Annotated in this window: 16 protein-coding genes and 1 pseudogene; 7 read left to right on the top strand and 10 right to left on the bottom strand. The window is 75.7% G+C overall.

Annotation, left to right across the window (positions count from 1 at the left end):
• The 6 genes and pseudogenes from KOV94_RS07225 to KOV94_RS07250 form a co-directional block, all read right to left on the bottom strand.
• Positions 1 to 220 (bottom strand): annotated as a pseudogene (locus KOV94_RS07225) (endo-1,4-beta-xylanase); the annotation flags it as partial.
• A 298-nt stretch (positions 221 to 518) separates the two neighbouring features.
• A complete protein-coding gene (locus tag KOV94_RS07230) occupies positions 519 to 1,541 on the bottom strand; it encodes a LacI family DNA-binding transcriptional regulator (protein ID WP_225916278.1) in 1,023 nt (340 codons plus the stop codon).
• A gap of 108 nt (positions 1,542 to 1,649) precedes the next feature.
• Positions 1,650 to 2,015, bottom strand: a complete 366-nt coding sequence (locus tag KOV94_RS07235) for a RidA family protein (RefSeq protein ID WP_218051658.1) — start codon at positions 2,013 to 2,015, stop codon at positions 1,650 to 1,652.
• A gap of 99 nt (positions 2,016 to 2,114) precedes the next feature.
• Positions 2,115 to 3,449 (bottom strand): glycoside hydrolase family 3 N-terminal domain-containing protein, encoded by a 1,335-nt coding sequence (locus KOV94_RS07240; RefSeq protein WP_218051659.1) that lies wholly within the window; start codon positions 3,447 to 3,449, stop codon positions 2,115 to 2,117.
• Between the two features lie 181 nt (positions 3,450 to 3,630).
• Complete coding sequence (locus tag KOV94_RS07245; RefSeq protein WP_218051660.1) at positions 3,631 to 4,695, bottom strand: serine hydrolase domain-containing protein; 1,065 nt, start codon at positions 4,693 to 4,695, stop codon at positions 3,631 to 3,633.
• Positions 4,696 to 4,757: 62 nt separating this feature from the next.
• Positions 4,758 to 5,450, bottom strand: a complete 693-nt coding sequence (locus KOV94_RS07250; protein WP_235843404.1) for an IclR family transcriptional regulator — start codon at positions 5,448 to 5,450, stop codon at positions 4,758 to 4,760.
• Positions 5,451 to 5,618: 168 nt separating this feature from the next.
• Here KOV94_RS07250 and hutH point away from each other — a divergent pair, with 168 nt between their 5' ends.
• Genes hutH through hutI form a run of 5 tightly spaced genes read left to right on the top strand, consistent with a single transcriptional unit; the run spans position 5,619 to position 12,655 of the window.
• Positions 5,619 to 7,247, top strand: a complete 1,629-nt coding sequence (gene hutH, locus KOV94_RS07255; protein ID WP_218051661.1) for a histidine ammonia-lyase — start codon at positions 5,619 to 5,621, stop codon at positions 7,245 to 7,247.
• On the top strand, positions 7,244 to 8,908 hold the full coding sequence (gene hutU, locus KOV94_RS07260) for a urocanate hydratase (RefSeq protein WP_218051662.1): 1,665 nt from the start codon (positions 7,244 to 7,246) through the stop codon (positions 8,906 to 8,908). Before hutH ends, hutU begins: the two co-directional genes overlap by 4 nt.
• Complete coding sequence (locus KOV94_RS07265) at positions 8,905 to 10,152, top strand: allantoate amidohydrolase (protein ID WP_218051663.1); 1,248 nt, start codon at positions 8,905 to 8,907, stop codon at positions 10,150 to 10,152. The genes hutU and KOV94_RS07265 overlap by 4 nt, the downstream gene beginning before the upstream one ends.
• Positions 10,149 to 11,492 carry a formimidoylglutamate deiminase gene (locus tag KOV94_RS07270; protein ID WP_218051664.1) on the top strand — a complete coding sequence of 448 codons (1,344 nt, stop codon included), beginning with the start codon at positions 10,149 to 10,151 and terminating at the stop codon, positions 11,490 to 11,492. Before KOV94_RS07265 ends, KOV94_RS07270 begins: the two co-directional genes overlap by 4 nt.
• Positions 11,489 to 12,655, top strand: a complete 1,167-nt coding sequence (gene hutI / locus KOV94_RS07275) for an imidazolonepropionase (RefSeq protein WP_218051665.1) — start codon at positions 11,489 to 11,491, stop codon at positions 12,653 to 12,655. The genes KOV94_RS07270 and hutI overlap by 4 nt, the downstream gene beginning before the upstream one ends.
• 149 nt (positions 12,656 to 12,804) lie before the next feature.
• Here hutI and KOV94_RS07280 read toward each other — a convergent pair whose 3' ends face one another.
• Together KOV94_RS07280 and KOV94_RS07285 are read right to left on the bottom strand one after the other, a co-directional pair.
• Positions 12,805 to 13,563: an aggregation-promoting factor C-terminal-like domain-containing protein gene (locus tag KOV94_RS07280; RefSeq protein ID WP_218051666.1), complete on the bottom strand. Its 759-nt coding sequence runs from the start codon at positions 13,561 to 13,563 to the stop codon at positions 12,805 to 12,807.
• A 151-nt stretch (positions 13,564 to 13,714) separates the two neighbouring features.
• The gene (locus tag KOV94_RS07285) at positions 13,715 to 14,611 is read right to left on the bottom strand and encodes an SDR family oxidoreductase (RefSeq protein WP_218051667.1); all 897 of its coding nucleotides are present in this window, start codon (positions 14,609 to 14,611) and stop codon (positions 13,715 to 13,717) included.
• A 211-nt stretch (positions 14,612 to 14,822) separates the two neighbouring features.
• Here KOV94_RS07285 and KOV94_RS07290 point away from each other — a divergent pair, with 211 nt between their 5' ends.
• Together KOV94_RS07290 and KOV94_RS07295 are read left to right on the top strand one after the other, a co-directional pair.
• Entirely contained in the window at positions 14,823 to 15,305 is a 483-nt protein-coding gene (locus tag KOV94_RS07290) for a pyridoxamine 5'-phosphate oxidase family protein (RefSeq protein WP_124344558.1), read from the top strand.
• A gap of 56 nt (positions 15,306 to 15,361) precedes the next feature.
• Complete coding sequence (locus KOV94_RS07295; RefSeq protein WP_218051668.1) at positions 15,362 to 16,144, top strand: DinB family protein; 783 nt, start codon at positions 15,362 to 15,364, stop codon at positions 16,142 to 16,144.
• 78 nt (positions 16,145 to 16,222) lie between these two features.
• On the opposite strand, the gene KOV94_RS07300 is transcribed toward KOV94_RS07295, so the two are convergent.
• Together KOV94_RS07300 and KOV94_RS07305 are read right to left on the bottom strand one after the other, a co-directional pair.
• Positions 16,223 to 17,029, bottom strand: coding sequence for an ALF repeat-containing protein (locus KOV94_RS07300; protein ID WP_225916281.1), 807 nt, complete (start codon positions 17,027 to 17,029; stop codon positions 16,223 to 16,225).
• A gap of 153 nt (positions 17,030 to 17,182) precedes the next feature.
• Positions 17,183 to 17,800 (bottom strand): LysE family transporter, encoded by a 618-nt coding sequence (locus KOV94_RS07305; protein ID WP_124344561.1) that lies wholly within the window; start codon positions 17,798 to 17,800, stop codon positions 17,183 to 17,185.
• Between the last annotated feature and the right edge of the window lie 567 nt (positions 17,801 to 18,367).

Below are 18,367 nucleotides of genomic sequence, written 5' to 3' on the forward strand. Positions count from 1 at the left end.
TGAACTCGCGGTTCGCGATGTTCGTGTACGTGCCGTCGCTCAGCTTGTTCGCGGCGATGGCGGTGCCGAAGTACCGATTGGTCTCGCCGGCGGCGGCCTGCAGCGTGCTGCCGGCGGCGGCGGCCGGGACGGCGATCGTCACGGCCAGCGCAGCGGCGGCCAGACAGCCGGCGGCGGCGGCGAGACGGCCTCGCCGGTGCGTCGGGCGTGGGGTCGTCATCGAACCCTCCTTGGTGGTGGTCGGTGGCTCCAGCGGGAGCCGGCACGTCACCTTCGCGGCGTCGAAAGTAGCGGTCAACGCGCTTGACCGGTACGGAAAGTTGCGAAACCTGAAACGAAGCGTTTCATGACACCTTCGGGTGACTTCACCGGTGTAGACGTGCACCTGAACGCGGGAGTCGAGACCGACAGTCGTTGCCACGTGGGATCGATTCCACGCTTCCGAACCGCAACTATCGGTTCATCGCCGGTGCGCTTTCGACGGAGCGAGTCGCAACATCGCCCGCGGGATCAGCACGTCAGCGGCGGGTCGGGGTGCTCCCGCGCTCGACGATCCGCATGTCCGCGACGTGCAGCACCGGCTCTGCGGGGGCCGCTCCGGTCAGACGGTCGTGCAGCAGGGCGACGGCGACCTCGGCGATGTCGCGTCGGCCCGGGTCGACCGTCGTCAGCGCGGGCATCGAGTACTGCGCGTCCTCGATGTCGTCGAAGCCCACGACCGCCACGTCGTCCGGGATCGAGCGGCCGCGCACCTGCAGCGCGTACATCGCCCCCAGGGCGAGCGCGTCGTTGAACGCCACGACACCGTCGACCTCGACGCCCGCGTCGAGCACGTCCGCCATGGCGCGCGCACCGTTCCCCCGGTGCCAGCCGTCGTCCGCCCAGCCGAGCAGCCGCGGGTCGACCGTGATCCCCCGCGCCGCGAGCGCCTCCCGGTAGCCCGTGAAGCGCAGGTTCGACGAGCCCGCCGTGGGCGAGTGCAGCATGCCGATCACCGCGATCTGCCGACGTCCCGCGTCGAGCAGCAGGTCCGTCGCGGCGCGCGCGCCCTCGACGTTCTGCATCGTCACGTGGTCGACCCTGGTCGAGAACATCTGCTCGCCCAGCAGGACCAGGGGGTAGCCGAGGTCGTCGAGCAGGTGCGCGTCCGCCTGCTCGAGCGCCGCCGGGCTGAACAGCAAGCCGTCGACCAGCTTGCGCCGCGGCTCGCGCAGCGCGGCGAGCTCGCCCTCGCGCGTGAAGCCCGTCGGCTGGATCAGCACGTGCAGGCCGCGGCGGCGGGCGGCCTCGAGGATCTCGTCGGCGAGCTCGCCGAAGTACGGCTGGCCCAGCTCCGGGACGGCCAGCCCCACGACGCCCGTGCGGCCCGAGCGGAAGATCCGCGCCGTCACGTTGATCTCGTACCCGAGCTCGTCGACCGCGGCCATCACACGCTCACGCGTCGACTCGCGGATGTAGGGGTAGCCGCTCAGCACGTTCGAGACGGTCTTCGCGGACACGCCGGCGCGGCGCGCGACGTCCGCCATCGTCGGCACAGCCATCCCCTCCCGTCCGGGACCCGGCCGCGGCGCGGACCGGGACGGCGCGGGCGCGGGCAGCCGCAATCTACCCGAGCGGTTCCCCGTCCCCTCGGCGGCCGCGACCTCTCGCTACCCGCGATCCCCCACGTACGCGACCGCATCGACCATGACGAGGCACGCCGGGTCGAAGAAGTCGGTCGTCGCCGTCATGCGCGCGGGCGGCTGGTCGCCGAAGAACTCGGCGAACACGTCCCACGCCTCGCGCGTCTTGTCGGTGAGCTCGCGCAGCCACAGGGTCACCTGGACGACGTCCTCGAAGCCCGCACCCGCCGTCGCGAGCGTCTCGCCGAGGCTGTGCAGCGTCGCACGGGTCTGCGCCGCGTACTCCCGACGGTCGAAGCCGCCCGCGTGGTGCGCGAGGAACAGGAAGCCGCCGGCGCGGACCGCGCTCGCGCAGGTGGGGTCGCCGACGTGCGTCGGGAAGCGGGTGATCACGACGCCGACCGTACGACCGACCACCGACAGCGTCCGCGCTGGTCACACAGGCCGCCCGACGACCCGCCGCCTGCGACGCGACGCAGCGCCGTCGACGCCTCAGCCCGGGGGCGTCGCGGGGGCTGCCGACGGCGACCCGGCGACCGTCGCCGGCTCGAGCGTCGGCATCGTCACGTCGCGGCACGACATCAGGCGAGGGTCGCCGCCCGCGAGCGCCGTCACCCGGGCGGCGGCCTCCGCGAGACGGTCCTCCGGGAGGCGTCCCGACGCGACCGCGTCGACCAGGGCGTCGCGCATCCGGACGGCCTGCGCGCCGTCGGTCGCGAGCACCGCGTCGGCACCCGCCGCGACGGCCATGACCGCCGCCTCGGGGAAGTCCCAGCGCGTGTTCACCGCGCCCATCCCGACCGAGTCGGTGATCGCGACGCCGCGGAACCCCAGGTCGCGCAGCAGCGCGTACGCGCGCGGGCTCAACGACGCGGGCAGGTCCGGGTCGAGCACGGCGTACTCGAGGTGGTTCATCATCACGACGGGCGCACCCGCGTCGATCGCGCGCTGGAACGGCACCAGGTCGGTCGCCGTGAGGTCGTCGAGCGACGCCTCGACGAGCGACGATGCGGTGTGCGAGTCGACCGTCGAGCGGCCGTGCCCCGGGAAGTGCTTGACGGTCGGGGTGACACCGGCGTCGGCGAGGCCCGCCGCGTACGCGAGCCCGTAGTCGGCCGCGGTCGTCGGGTCGGCGCTGAACGACCGGTCGCCGATCACGCCGCCCGCCGGGCCGTCGTCGAGGTCGAGCACCGGGGCCAGGTCGACGTCGACCCCCACCTGCGCGAGCACGGTCCCCGTCTCGGCGGCGCGCGCCCGGACCTCCTCGGGGGTCTCGCGCGCGGCCATCCGCCGCGGGGACGGACCTGCGCCGACGAGCTCGCGCATGAGCGCGACGCGGCCCGACTCCTCGTCCGTCGCGACGACGACCGGCCGGCCCGCCTGCGCACGGAGCCCTTGCGTCAGCGCGGTCACCTGACGCGTCGAGACGACGTTGCTCTCGGAGAGGAAGAACCCGCCGACGCCCAGGCCCGTGACCTCGGTCGCCAGCGCGTCGTCCGGCCGTGTCACCCCCGGGAGGCCGACCACGAGCACCGCGGCCGCCTGCTGCTCGACGGGCGCGGGGGTGCACGTCGGCGTGGGCGACGGCGACGGTCGGGGGGCGGTCGGGCGCGGCTCCGCGGTGCCGGAGTCGGCCGCGCGCAGCGTCGTCGCGTCCTGGGCCTCGTCGTCGGTGGTCGCCGCGACCGAGCCCGCACCGACCGTCAGGAGCGCGGCGGCGACGAGCACCGCGCTGCGCGCACGGTCGAACCGGCGCCCGGGCCGCCCGTGGCGTGGCGCGGACCGCTCCGGCTGCGCGGGGACGTCGGGCGGAACTGGCGGACTCACGCGCGGCAGGTTAGGTCGGCGCGCCGCTCTCGGCACCCCGGCACGGTCGCCGGGTGCGCCGACCGGGTCACGACGAGGCGCGGCCGCGGGGGGCGTCCCCTCCCGGACCGAGAGGGCAGCGGGGGCGCCGTCCCTCAGCCCCTCCCGGAACGAGCGGGCCGCGGAGCCCGGACGTCGTCTCTCAGCCGGCGGTCGTCAGGCGCAGGCGGTCCCCGACGACACGGGCGACCGGCCACGCCGCGCTCGCGGTCGTCCCGGCGACCGTCACGGTGGCCTCGGGTCCGGCGTCCGCGCCCGCCGGGCGGTGCGCCGACCAGAACGAGACGCCCGCGTCCTCCCCCTCGAGCTGCACGACGCCGGGCGCCTCGGGCGGCAGCCACAGACCGAGCCCGTAGGCGTACGCGCCGTCGTCCGTCGTGGCGTGCGGCGTGGTCGCCTGCGCGACCAGCTCAGGCGGCAGGATCCGGCTGCCGAGCAGCGCGTCCCAGAACCGCTCCATGTCCGCCGCGGTCGTGTACGCGCCGCCGTCGCCGCCCGCGACCACCGGGAGGTGCAGCACGTGCGAGCGCCACGCGTCGCCGACCCGCACGTAGCCGACCGCCGCGTCGGCGGGGAGCTCGTCGGAGCGCAGGAAGTCGGTGCGCGTCATGCCGGCCGGGCGCAGCACGCGCTCCCGGACGAGGTCGTGGAACGGGACGCCCGACGCCCGCTGCGCCAGCAACGAGAGCAGCACGAACGCGGCGTTGCGGTACTCGAGCGGGCCGCCCGGGGCGCGCTCCGGGACGACCCGTCCCAGCACCGGCAGGTAGTCCTCGGGCGAGACGAGCGTGTGCACCGGCACGTCCAGCAGGTACGCGTCCTCGTCGGCGTCGTCGTCGATCACGTCCGAGAGGCCCGACGTGTGCGACAGCAGGTGCGCGAGCGTGACGTCGGCGGGGATCGCCGGCAGGTCGTCGCCGAGCAGGTCGCGCGCGGTCGTGGTGAGGCTCACGGTCCCGTCGGCGACCAGGGTCAGGACCGCGAGCGCCGTGAACCCCTTGCTGCCCGACGCCATCGGCATCCGGTCGTCGGGCGTGAGCGGCCGCTGCCAGCGCCGGTCGACGACGCCCCACACGCGTTCGAGGAGCACCTCGCCGTCGACGCGGACCCGGACGACGCCCGCCGCCTCGCGCGGACCGTCCTGATCGAGCGCCTCGTCGACCAGCGCGTCCAGCTCCGTCGTCGACACCGCGTGCACGTCACCCATCCCAGGAGCCTACGGACCGGTCCGCAGGTCAGCCGTTCGACGGTGCGAACCCTCGTCCGTGGTCACGCCGTGCCGCCCACGCGACGGCTCAGGTCGGCGGCGGCGCGCTGCGCGGCGCGGGCGAGCTGCTCGGCGGTCGCGTCGTCGGCGTCGGTGCGCGCGAAGGTCACCGCGAGGCCCGCGATGGGGTGTCCGGTGTGGTCGTGGACCGCGACGCCGACGGACGCGAAGCCGGGCGTGACGTCGCCGTCCTCCGAGGCCCAGCCGCGGCGGCGGACCGCGACGAGGACGTCGCGCAGCTCGGCCGGACGGCTCGGCCCGAGGCCCGTGCGGTCGACGAACGCGGTGCGGTCCGGGAAGAGCGCGCGCACCTGCGGGCGGGGCAGGTCCGCGAGCATCGCGCGGCCGCTCGCGGTGAGGTGCGCCGGGAGCCGGACGCCGACGTCCGTCACGAGCGCGGGTCGGCGGGCCGCGCGCTCCTCGACGACGTACAGCACCTCACGCCCGTGCAGGACCGCGAGGTGCGCGCTCTCCCCCACCTGGTCGACGAGACGCGCGAGCACCGGGCGGGCCGCGCGCGCGAGGGGCGCCTGCCGCGAGTACGCCGAGCCCAGCTCGAACGCGCCGAGGCCGAGCCCGTACCGGCGCTCCTCCGGCAGGTGCGCGACGAACCCGTGCTCGCGCAGCACCGTGAGCAGGTGGTACGTCGTCGAGCGCGGCAGCCCGATCGCGTGCGCGAGGGCTGCGGCGGGCATGGGACCGGTGCGCGCGAGGTGCCGCAGGATGCGCAGCGTCGCGTCGGCGGCGGGGACGTCGGAGCTCGGCAGGGCCGCCCCCCTCCGCTCGCACGTCGTCTGGTATCCCAGACGGTATCGCCTGCCGGACCGGCGACCCGGGGGCCGGTACGGCGGTGTCATGGGCGCATGAGCACGACCGTCGAGCCGTCGCCCCACCCGGCGTCGCCCGCGACCGCGCCCGGCCGGCGGACGGTCGTCGTCGGCGTCGGGCCGGTGTCCGCCGAGGACGTCGTCGCCGTCGCCCGGGGCAGGGCCGGGGTCACCCTCGCGGCCGAGGCGCTCGACGCCATCGCCGCCGGCCGGGCGGTGGTCGACGCGCTCGCCGACGACACGCAGCCGCACTACGGCGTCTCCACGGGGTTCGGGGCGCTGGCGACGCGGTGGATCCCTGCCGACCGGCGCGCCGACCTGCAGCGCAGCCTCATCCGGTCGCACGCGGCCGGCACCGGGCCGGAGGTCGAGCGCGAGGTGGTCCGTGCGCTGATGCTGCTGCGGCTGTCGACGCTCGCGACGGGTCGCACGGGGGTCCGCCCGTCGACCGCGCAGGCGTACGCGGCGATGCTCGACGCCGGGATCACACCCGTCGTGCGGGAGTTCGGCTCGCTCGGCTGCTCGGGCGACCTCGCGCCGCTCGCGCACTGCGCGCTCGCGCTCCTGGGCGAGGGCGACGTCCGGGACGCGTCGGGGTCGCTCGTGCCCGCGACCGACGCGCTCACGCAGGCCGGCCTGGCACCCGTCGTCCTCGCCGAGAAGGAGGGCCTCGCGCTCGTCAACGGGACCGACGGGATGCTCGGGCAGCTCGTGCTCGCGCTGCACGACCTCGACCGGCTGCTCGCGACGGCCGACGTCGCCGCCGCGCTCAGCGTCGAGAGCCTGCTCGGGACCGACGCCGTCTTCGCCGACGACGTCCAGGCGCTCCGCCCGCACCCCGGTCAGGCGGCGTCGGCGGCCCACCTGCGGGCGCTCCTGCGCGGGTCGGGGATCATGGCCAGCCACCGCGGGCCGGGCTGCACGCGCGTGCAGGACGCGTACTCGCTGCGGTGCGCGCCGCAGGTGCACGGCGCCGCGCGGGACACCGTCGCGCACGCCCGGACGGTCGCGGAGCGCGAGCTCGCCGCCGCCGTCGACAACCCCGTCGTCACCGTCGACGGACGCGTCGAGTCCAACGGCAACTTCCACGGCGCACCGATCGCGTACGTGCTCGACTTCCTCGCGATCGCCGTCGCCGACGTCGCGAGCATGTCCGAGCGGCGCACCGACCGGTTCCTCGACGTCGCCCGCAACCACGGCCTGCCGGCGTTCCTCGCGCGCGACCCGGGCGTCGACTCCGGTCTGATGATCGCCCAGTACACGGCGGCGGGGCTGGTCAGCGAGCTCAAGCGCCTCGCGGTGCCGGCGAGCGTCGACTCGATCCCGTCGTCGGCGATGCAGGAGGACCACGTGTCGATGGGCTGGCACGCGGCGCGCAAGCTCCGGCGGGCCGTCGACGCGCTCGGACGCGTGCTCGCGATCGAGGTGCTCACCGCGACGCGGGCCCTCGACCTGCGCGCACCGCTCACGCCCGCACCCGCGACCGGGGCCGTCCGCGACCTGCTGCGAACGCGCGGTGTCACCGGTCCCGGGCCTGACGCGTACCTCGCGCCCGACCTGGAGACGGTCGCCGGCCTCGTCGCGTCGGGCGAGGTCCTGGCCGCGGCCGACGGGGCGTCGTCGGCGCCCACCCCACGCCTCACGACTCCCGAGGAGCGCGCATGACCGCCGGACCCCGACCCGTCCGCGCCCCGCGCGGCACGACGCTCACGGCCCGCTCGTGGCAGACCGAGGCGCCGCTGCGGATGCTCATGAACAACCTCGACCCGGAGGTCGCCGAGCGTCCCGACGACCTCGTCGTCTACGGCGGCACCGGGCGGGCCGCGCGGTCGTGGGACGCGTACGACGCGATCGTCCGCACGCTCACGACGCTGGGCGACGACGAGACGCTGCTCGTCCAGTCCGGCAAGCCCGTCGGCGTGCTGACGACGCACGAGTGGGCGCCGCGCGTGCTCGTCGCGAACTCGAACCTCGTCGGGGACTGGGCGACGTGGCCGGAGTTCCGCCGGCTCGAGCACCTCGGTCTCACGATGTACGGGCAGATGACGGCCGGGTCGTGGATCTACATCGGCACGCAGGGGATCCTCCAGGGCACGTACGAGACGCTGGCCGCGGTGGCCGCGCAGCGGTTCGGCGGGACGCTCGCCGGGACCCTCACGGTGACGGGCGGGTGCGGCGGCATGGGCGGCGCGCAACCGCTCGCGGTGACGCTCAACGGGGGTGCGTGCCTCATCGTCGACGTGGACGGGTCCCGCCTGGCGCGCCGGGTGCACGACCGCTACCTCGACCGCGTCGCCGGCTCGCTCGACGAGGCGTTGTCGCTGGTCCTGGCCGCGAAGCGGTCCCGGACGGCGCTGTCGGTGGGCGTCGTCGGGAACTGCGCGGAGGTGCTGCCCGAGCTGCTGCGACGCGGCGTCGCGGTGGACGTCGTGACCGACCAGACGTCGGCGCACGACCCGCTCGCCTACCTGCCCGTCGGGGTCGCGCTGGACGAGTGGGCCGACTACGCCGCCGCCAAGCCCGACGAGCTCACCGACCGCGCGCGCGAGTCCATGGCCCGGCACGTCGAGGCGATGGTCGGCTACCTCGACGCGGGCGCCGAGGTGTTCGACTACGGCAACTCGATCCGGGACGAGGCCCGTCGCGGCGGCTACGACCGCGCGTTCGACGTCCCCGGGTTCGTGCCCGCGTACATCCGGCCGCTGTTCGCCGAGGGCAAGGGCCCGTTCCGCTGGGCGGCGCTGTCCGGCGACCCGCGCGACATCGCGACCACCGACGCGGCCGTGCTCGACCTGTTCCCCGACGACGACCACCTGCACCGCTGGATCCGCGCCGCGCAGGAGCGGGTCGCGTTCCAGGGGCTGCCCGCGCGGATCTGCTGGCTCGGGCACGGCGAGCGCGACCGGGCGGGGCTGCGGTTCAACGAGCTCGTCGCGTCGGGCGACGTCGCCGCACCCGTCGTCATCGGGCGCGACCACCTCGACGCCGGGTCCGTCGCGTCGCCCTACCGGGAGACCGAGGCGATGGCCGACGGGTCCGACGCGATCGCCGACTGGCCGCTGCTCAACGCGCTCGTCGCCGCGTCGTCCGGTGCGACGTGGGTGTCGCTGCACCACGGCGGCGGCGTCGGGATGGGCCGGTCGATCCACGCCGGGCAGGTGTCCGTCGCCGACGGGACCGACCTCGCCGCCCGCAAGCTCGCGCGGGTCCTGTCCAACGACCCGGCCATGGGAGTCCTCCGGCACGTCGACGCCGGGTACGCGCGCGCCGACGAGGTCGCGGACGCGCACGGCATCCGCGTCCCGATGCGCGAGGGCGACGCGTGAGCGACGTCGGGGCGGCGACGTTCCGGCGGGCGTGGGCCGACCTCGCGCCGGTCGGGCGGGCCGACGACGGGCGCGGGTACGCGCGGTTCGCGTGGACGCGCGACGACCACACCCTGCGGGAGTGGTTCGCCGGGGAGGCCACCGCACGCGGGCTCGACCTCGTCGTCGACCGTGCCGGCAACCAGTGGGCGTGGTGGGGCGACCCCGACGCGACGCCCGGCCTCGTCACCGGAAGCCATCTCGACTCCGTGCCCGGCGGCGGCGCGTTCGACGGGCCGCTCGGGGTCGTCAGCGGGCTCGCGGCGCTCGACGTGCTGCGGGCGCGCGGCGTGCAGCCGTCCCGCCCGCTCGGCGTCGCGTGCTTCGTCGACGAGGAGGGCGCGCGGTTCGGTGTCGCGTGCGCCGGGTCGCGCCTCATCACCGGCGTCCTCGACGCGGACCGTGCGCGCGGTCTGCGCGACGCCGACGGCACGACGATGGCCGACGCCCTGCGCGCGGCCGGGCGGGACCCGTCGACGCTCGGGCCGGACCCCGAGACGCTCGCGCGCGTCGGCGCGTTCGTCGAGCTGCACGTCGAGCAGGGGCGCGGGCTCGTCCACACCGGGGCGGCCGTCGGCGTCGGGCGCATGATCTGGCCGCACGGCCGTTGGCGGGTCGAGCTCCGCGGCGAGGCGAACCACGCGGGGACCACCCCGCTCGCCGACCGTCGGGACCCGATGCTCGACCTCGCGGCCTTCGTGCAGCACGTGCGGACGGCGGCCGTCGAGGCGTGCGCTCTCGCGACCGTCGGCAAGGTGCGGGTCGAGCCGAACGGCGTCAACGCGATCCCGTCGCAGGTCACCGCGTGGCTCGACGTCCGCGCCGAGGACGAGGCACGCGTCCGGGCGGTGCTCGCGGCGCTCACGTCCTGGGCGCCGGCGGAGGAGTCGTGGACGCCCGTCACGTGGTTCGACGCCGACCTGGCCGACGAGGTCGCGACCGTGCTGGGCGCGAGGGGCACCGGGCCGTCCGGCCCGACCGGCGGTGCCCGGTCCGACGTGCGCGCGCCGGTGCTCGGGACGGGCGCGGGCCACGACGCCGGGATCCTCGCCGCGGCGGGCGTCCCGACCACGATGCTGCTCGTCCGCAACCCGACGGGCGTCTCGCACGCCCCCGCCGAGGACGCCGACGAGGCCGACTGCCTCGCGGGGGTCGACGCGCTCGCCACGACGCTCGAGCACCTGCTCGCGCAGGACCGCCCGTGAGCACGTCGCCGCCGACGTTCTGGGCCGCGCGGGCGTGGCTCCCCGACGGACTCGCGCAGGACGTCCGGATCACGACGCGGTCCGGCCGGATCGCGGCCGTCGACGTCGGCGTGCCGGCAGCGGCCGGCGACCACCAGCTCCCCGGCATCGTCCTGCCGGGGTTCGCGAACGCGCACTCGCACGCGTTCCACCGCGCGCTGCGCGGTCGGACCCACAGCGACGGCGGCACCTTCTGGACGTGGCGCGACCGCATGTACGCGCTGGCGGCGACCTTGACCCCGGACACCTACCTCGACCTCGCGCGCGCCGCCTACGCGGAGATGGTGCTGGCCGGCGTCACGGCGGTCGGCGAGCTCCACTACCTCCACCACGCGCCCGGCGGGACGCCGTACGACGACCCCAACGTCATGGCGGAGGCGCTGCGCACGGCAGCGCGCGAGGCGGGACTGCGCGTCACGCTGCTCGACACCGCCTACCTGGCGGGCGGGTTCGGCCGTCCGCTCGACGGCCCGCAGCTGCGGTTCGGCGACGCCGACGTCGACGCCTGGGCGGCCCGCGTCGACGCGCTCCGTCCCGACGACACGCTCACGGTGGGCACGGCCGTCCACTCGGTCCGCGCGGTCCCCCGCGACGCGATCGCCGCCGTCGCCGCGCACGCGCGCAGGAGCGGCCGACCGCTGCACGTCCACCTCTCCGAGCAGCGCGCGGAGAACGACGATTGCCTCGCCGCGTACGGCACCACACCCGCGCGGACGCTCGCCGACGCGGGTGCGCTGGGCCCGTCGACGACCGTCGTCCACGCGGTCCACGTCTCCCCGGCCGACGTCGCGCTCCTCGGTGCAGCGGCCGTCGGCGCGTGCCTGTGCCCGTCGACCGAGCGGGACCTCGGCGACGGCCTCGCCCCCGGCGCGGCCCTCCGCGCGGCCGGGTGCCGGCTGTCCGTCGGCTCCGACCAGCACGTCCGCACCGACCTGCTCGCCGAGGCCCGGGACGTCGAGCTGCACGAGCGCGTCGCCCGGGAGACGCGCGGCGTGCTCGACCCGTCGACGCTCGTCGACCTGCTCACGTCCGGCGGCCACACCGCGCTCGGCGACCCCATGGGCGGCCTCCTCTCCGTCGGCGCACCCGCGGACCTCGTCGCCGTCCGCACCGACACGCCCCGCACGGCGGGTGCCGACCCGGCGCAGCTCGTCCTCGTCGCCGGCAGCGCGGACGTCGACACGGTGGTGGTCGGGGGCACGGTCCGCGTCGACGGCGGGTGGCACGTCCTCGGAGACGTCGGCGCGCTGCTCACCCGGGCGATCGCGGCCGCCTGGCGCGAGTCGGAGGAGGCCCGATGACGTCGCACCTCGTCACCGGCATCGCCGAGCTGGTGACCCACGACGAGCGGTTCGCCGGCCCGCTGGGCGTCCTGCCCGACGCGGCGCTCGTCGTCGACGACGGGCGCGTCGCCTGGGTCGGCCCGGCGTCGTCCGCCCCCGACGCGGACCGCCGCACGGACGTCGACGGCCGCGCCGTGCTCCCCGGCTTCGTCGACTCCCACACGCACCTCGTGTTCGCGGGCGACCGCGCCGACGAGTTCGCGCACCGCATGGCCGGCGCCCGCTACACCGGTGGCGGCATCGCCCGCACCGTCGCCGCGACCCGCGCCGCCACCGACGACGAGCTGCGCACCCGTCTGGCCGCGCTCGTCGCGGAGGCGCGCGCGCAGGGCACCACGACGCTCGAGGTCAAGAGCGGCTACGGCCTCGACGTCGCGCACGAGGAGCGCCTGCTCCGGCTCGCCCGCGAGGTCACGACGGAGACGACGTTCCTCGGCGCCCACGTCGTGCCGCCCGGAGTCGACCGGGGCGAGTACCTCGCGCTCGTCACCGGCCCCATGCTCGACGCGTGCGCGCCGCACGCCCGGTGGGCCGACGTCTTCTGCGAGCCCGGCACGCCGCTCGCGTTCGACCGCGACGAGGCGCACGCCGTCCTCACCGCGGCCGCGAGCGCCGGTCTCGGCCTGCGGGTGCACGGTAACCAGCTGCGTCCCGGACCGGGAGCCCGCCTGGCCGTCGAGGTCGGCGCTGCGAGCGTCGACCACGCCACGCACCTCGACGACGCCGACGTCGCGGCGCTCGCCGACGCCGCCCGGCACGGAGGGCCCGTCGTCACGCTGCTGCCGGGTGTCGAGCTGTCGACCCGCTCGCCCTACCCGGACGCCCGCCGCCTGCTCGACGCAGGCGTCGAGGTCGCGCTCGCGACCGACTGCAACCCCGGGACCTGCTTCTCGACGTCGATGCCGCTCATGGTCGCGCTCGGCGTCGCGCACCTGCGGATGACCGTCGAGCAGGCGGTCCGTGCCGCGACGCTCGGCGGCGCCCGCGCGCTGAGGCGCGACGACGTGGGCCACCTGCGCGTCGGGGCGCGCGCCGACCTGTGCGTCGTCGACGCGCCGTCGGTCGCGCACCTCGCCTACCGCCCGGGTGTGCCGCTCGCCCGCACGCTCACGCTCGACTGACGCGCACCGCGCGAGTCGCGACCGGCACCGCACGGTCGCCGGACGCCGCGCCTCGGACCGTCCCGCTCAGCACCCGTCCCGCTCAGCACCCGCCCTGCTCAGCGCCCGTCCTGCTCGGTCCTGATCCGGCTCGGCGCCAGCCGTGCCCCTCAGTACCAGCCGTGCGACTCCGAGTGCGCCCACGCCCCGCACGGCGAGCCGTACCGCCCGTGGATGTAGGAGACGCCCCACCGGACCTGCGTCATCGGGTTCGTCTGCCAGTCCGCGCCGGCCGACGCCATCTTGGTGGCGGGCAGCGCCTGCGGGATCCCGAACGCGCCCGACGACCGGTTCTTCGCGGCCGGGTTCCACCCGGACTCGCGCTGCCAGAGCGCCTCGAGGCAGCCGAACTGGTCCGCCCCGACGAGCGACGCCGCGTACTGCTTGACCTCGCCGACGGGCGTGCGCGACGGGAGGACCGGCGTCGACCCGGCCGAACCCCGACGGGCCGCCTTGTCGCGCGCCGCCTTGGCCGCGGCGGCCTCGTGCTCCGCCTGCGCGGCGGCCGCGGCCGCGGCCTCGGCGGCGAGCCGCTCGGCCTCGGCCTTCTCGGCGGCGATGCGGTCGACCTCGGCGCGGATGGCGGGTGCGAGCCACGCCGCCTCGGCGTCGGGAGCCGTCCACGACGCGTCGGCCGGGGCGGTCACGGCGTCCGCGACGGGCGAGAGCCGCGTGGCGGACAGCACGTCGTGCATGGGCTCGGCACCGACGGCCGGCCCCCGTGAGCTCGCGCTGGCGCTCGTGAGGACCGCGACGGTCACGATGCCGACGCTGACCAGCGGCGCGACGGCGCGCGACCGGCACCACGCAGGCAGGCGGCGCGGCGCGGGCTCGGCGCGGTGCCGATGGCGCTTCGGTGACGCGGTCATGGCGGGCGGGCTCCTCACGTCGGGCAGCGGGTGCCCGGTCCGTGGTCGTCGGACGCACTCACCAGATCGGCACGTCGCGCGCCGCACATGAGCGCCCGCCGTGAGGTTCCCGCGACCCCGGAGCCCGTGACCCCGGGGTCGCGTCCGCATGTCAGGGCACGTTGGCCCCGCCGTTGACGTTGATGACCTCGCCGACGACGAAGCTCGACTCCGGCGACGCGAGGAAGACGTAGGCGGGTGCCTGCTCGACGGGCTGGCTGGTCCGGCCCAGCCACGACGACTCGCCGAACCCGTCCAGCTTCTCGGCCGGCTGCCCGTCGCTGACCTGCAACGGCGTCCAGACGGGACCGGGCGCGACGGCGTTGACGCGGATGCCGCGCGGCGCCAGGTCGGCCGCGAGCGCCTTCGTGAAGCCGATGATGGCGAACTTCGTCGACGCGTAGTTGATGATCATCGGCGACGGGTTGTAGCCCTGCACCGACGTGCTGTTGATGATCGTGGCGCCCGGCGGCAGGTGCGGGAGCGCGTCGCGCGTGATCCAGAACATCGCGTACAGGTTGGTCTGGATCGTGCGGTCGAGGTCGGCCTCGTCGAGCTCGTCGAACGACGGGTGGTAGACCTGGTGGGCCGCGTTGTTGACGAGGATGTCGAGCCCGCCGAGCCCGGCCACCGCGTCGGCGACCATCGTCCGGCAGAACTCGCGGTCGCGGATGTCGCCCGGCAGCAGCACGCACGTGCGGCCCTCGGCACGGACGTGCGCGGCGATCGCCTCCGCGTCGACCTGCTCCTCGGGCAGGTAGCTCAGCGCGACGTCAGCGCCCTCGCGCGCGAACGCGATCGCGACGGCCGCCCCGATGCCCGAGTCGCCGCCCGTGATGAGCGCCTTGCGCCCGGGCAGGCGGCCCGTCCCGCGGTACGTCGTCTCGCCGTGGTCGGCCTTCGGGTCGAGCTCCGCGTCGAGGCCGGGGAGCGGCTGCCACGACGCGTGGGGCTTGATGTGCGCGTGGCGCTCGACGGGGTTGTCGAACGTGAGCTGGTCGGACGGCATCGTCTTCTCCTTCGCGGGTCGCAGGACCCCGGGGTGGCGCGGAGCGACGGCGGTCCTGGCGCCCGACCCTAACGGCTTCGACATCGTTATCGAAGCGTCGGACGGGACGACGCTCCGTGCCCGCGCGCTGCCGCCGTGCAGCCTCGGCCACCGCGACCTACCGTGGCCGGGCACCGCATCAGCGGCGCACCCGGCGACGGAGGAGCACGGCATGACGCACGACGACGACATCGCCAAGGTCACGGAGCTCATCCGCGACTCCAAGGTCTCCATGCTCACGACCGTCGCCGCCGACGGCCGCCTCGTGAGCCGCCCGATGGGCATCCAGGAGGCCGAGTTCAGCGGCGACCTGTGGTTCTTCGCCGACGCCGACAGCCACAAGGTCGACGAGATCGCGCACGGCAGCCCCGTGAACGCCGCGTTCGTCGGCGGCACGTCCTGGGTGTCCGTCTCGGGCACCGCGGAGGTCGTGCGCGACGTCGCGAAGGCCCGCGAGCTGTGGAGCCCGGTCGCCGAGGCGTGGTTCCCCGACGGTCCCGAGACGCCCGGGCTCGTGCTGCTCGTCGTGCACGGCGAGACCGCCGAGTACTGGGACGCACCGGGCAACCGCCTGACGACCGCGATCAGCCTCGTGAAGGCCAAGCTGACGGGCGAGCGCTACGACGGCGGCGAGAACGAGACGGTCCGCCTCTGACGGCTACGGCGGCGGCGGGACCGGCCGATGTCGGACGTGCGCCGTAGCGTCCGGACATGGTCGACATCGAGTTCGAGGACCGACGCGACAGCCGCTTCCGGCACCAGGACCTGCGCGGCGCGCAGTTCGTGCGCGACCGCATGGCCGGCGCCGTCTTCCGCGAGGTCGGCCTGCAGCGCGTCCGGATGCGCGGCGTCGAGCTGACCGGCGCAGACATCGACGGCGACATCGACGGCCTGACCATCTGGGGCGTCGAGGTCGCGCCGCTCCTCCTCGCCGAGCTCGACCGCCGCCACCCCGAACGGTCCGCGCTGCGCGCCCGGACCCCCGACGAGCTCCGCGCCGGCTACGAGGCGCTGGTGGCGATGTGGGACACGACGATCGCCCGCGCCCGCACGCTGCCGCCCGGCACGGTCGACGTGTCGGTCGACGGCGAGTGGTCCTTCACCGAGACGATCCGGCACCTCGTCCTCGCGACCGACGCGTGGCTCAACCTCGCGATCCTGCGCCGTGAGCAGCCGTTCCACCCCCTCGGCCTGCTGTTCTGGCAGGCCCAGGGGCTCGAGGACCGCTACGGCCTCGTCCCGCTCGGAACCCCCGTGACGCTCGACGAGGCCGTCGCGGCGCGCGCCGACCGCGTCGCGCAGGTGCGCGCCTACCTCGCCGACCTCACGGCCGACGACCTCGCCCGCGACGCCGGACACGACCCGTGGGGTGACGGCGGGCCTGACGAGCCGACCGTCACCGTCCGGCAGTGCCTCGGCGTGATCTTCGACGAGGAGTGGCAGCACCACCGCTACGCCACCCGCGACCTCGCCACGCTCGCCAAGCGCGACTGACGGGCACCGCCCCCACGAGTGGTCCGCACGACCCGTCGGGCGACGAGGTCTCCGACCAGGGCCGTGCGCTCGGCCGGGTCAGGCGACGTCGCGGCGACGCGCCAGGACGACGAGCCCCACGCCGACGAGCAGCACGACCGCCGCAAGCCCGGCCGTCGACACCCGCGACGACGGGCCCGTCACCGCCAGCACGCGCGTCGGTGCGGCGGGGGCGGCTACCGCCTGCGGGGCGGCCGCGGCGGGCTGTGCGGCCGGTGCCACCGGGGCGGCGGGGACCACGGGCACGGCCGGCACCACCGGCGCTGCGGCGGCGTCGATGGCGCGCGCCACGAACTGACCGACGAGGAGGAACTCCCGCAGCTCGGCGGGCGTGCCGGCGAGCGCCGCCTGCGCGGCCGCGTCGAGCGCCGGGCCGCTGTTGTTCACGCCGCCCGTCAGCATCGTCGACGCCATGAGCCGGTCGTCGGCGTACTGCGCCACCGGGAGGCCGTTCGTGAGGAAGTCCGACAGGTCCTGCCGGTCGCTGCTGGCCAGCGCAGCCTGCGCGCCCGCCTCGACCGCGGGTCCGGTCGCCGCAGCGAGGACGCGCGTGACCCGCAGCCGCTCGTCGGCGAACCACGCGTTCAGGTAGCCGCCGTCGACGTACGCCCGCAGCTCCTCGATCGTCCCGGCCAGGGCAGCGGTGGCCTGCTGGCGGGTCGACGGGCCGTCGGGGACCGACGCCAGGACCCCGGCCCAGGCGCGGTAGTCGTCGTCGGTCGTCCCGTGGAACCCGGCGGCGACGAACGCCCGCACGTCGACCACCGGGTCGGCGGCTGCTGCCGGCGCCGCGGCACCGAAGCCCGTCACCGTCAGCACCACAGCCACTGCGAGCCAGCGCACCATCTTGCGCACCAGGGAACACTCCTCGTCGTCGGGTCCGCCATGCCCGCGGAGCCGCACGTCACGCCCCCACGCCCGGCGAGACCCTACCGTCCCCGTGACGCCCGTCAGCGCCGTTCCGACTGGCCTCGCCGGGCGCTCGGTGGCCGCGTCCCGTCACACCGTCGCGAGCAGCACCCCGACGCCGACGAACAGCCCGCCGAACACGCGGTTGACGACCCGCCGCCCGTCCTCCCGGGCGATGACCCGCGCGAGCCCGCGCGCCGCCGGCGCGAACACGCCCCACATGACCAGCACGTCCACCGCCACGACGGTCGCGACGAGCACCGCGTACTGCGGCACGAGCGGCCGTTCCGGGCGCACGAACTGCGGCACGAAGGCGAGGAAGAAGACGATCGCCTTCGGGTTGGTGAGGTTCACGAGCAGCCCGCGGCGGAACATCGGCCACACGCCCTCGACGACGTGCTCGGTCGTGCTGTCGTCGGACCCGGGCCGCGCCCGGAGCTGCCGCACCCCGAGGTAGACGAGGTACGCGGCGCCGACGTAGCGGATGGTCTCGAACGCCGTGTGCGAGCGGCTGACCAGTGCGCCCACCCCGGCGGCGACGATCGCGACGTGCAGCACGAGTGCGGCCTGCTGACCGAGGATCCCCCAGATCGAGCGCGCCCATCCCGAGCCCAGCGAGTTGGCCATGGTGTTGATCGCACCGGCGCCCGGGGTCAGCGAGATGACGAGGCACGCACCGACGAGCGCGAGCCACAGCGACAGGCTCATGCCGCGAGCACCGGGACGATCACCACCCGCAGATCATCTCCTGTCACCGGACCCGCTCGGACGCGCACGCTGCGGACGTCCGTCCCGCTCCGCCTGGTCGGTCGTCGCGGATGGCCCCGGCGTCTCGCGTGATCCGGCGTGCAGACGGGCTCGGGTGGCCAAGCGCCTGGTGCCTGGCGCCTGGTGTCTTGTGTGCCTTGGATCGATAAAACCCCAAAACGATTCGCCTCTGTCGCTCCACTCGTCGTGATGCGAATGTGAGCGCTCACACTGTCGGTCGCCGGGTGGTCACGCCGGGCGGCCGCGGCCCCGTGGGCAGACGGCGTCGTCCGTCCACCAGCTCCGCGCCGACAGCCCACCGGCCCGTCCCGTCGGTCCTCCGAGAGAGGTGTTCCATGACGACCACACCACGACGAGGGCGACGCGCAGTCGTCGCCGCGTCCTTGACCCTGGCGGTGGCCGCCGCGGGCCTCGCCGCGGCCATGCCCGCCCAGGCGGCGGCGAGCACGCTCGGTGCTGCGGCGCAGCAGAGCGGGCGGTACTTCGGCACCGCGATCGCGGCGGGCC

Source organism: Cellulomonas algicola, assembly GCF_019024305.1.
GTDB lineage: Bacteria > Actinomycetota > Actinomycetes > Actinomycetales > Cellulomonadaceae > Cellulomonas > Cellulomonas algicola.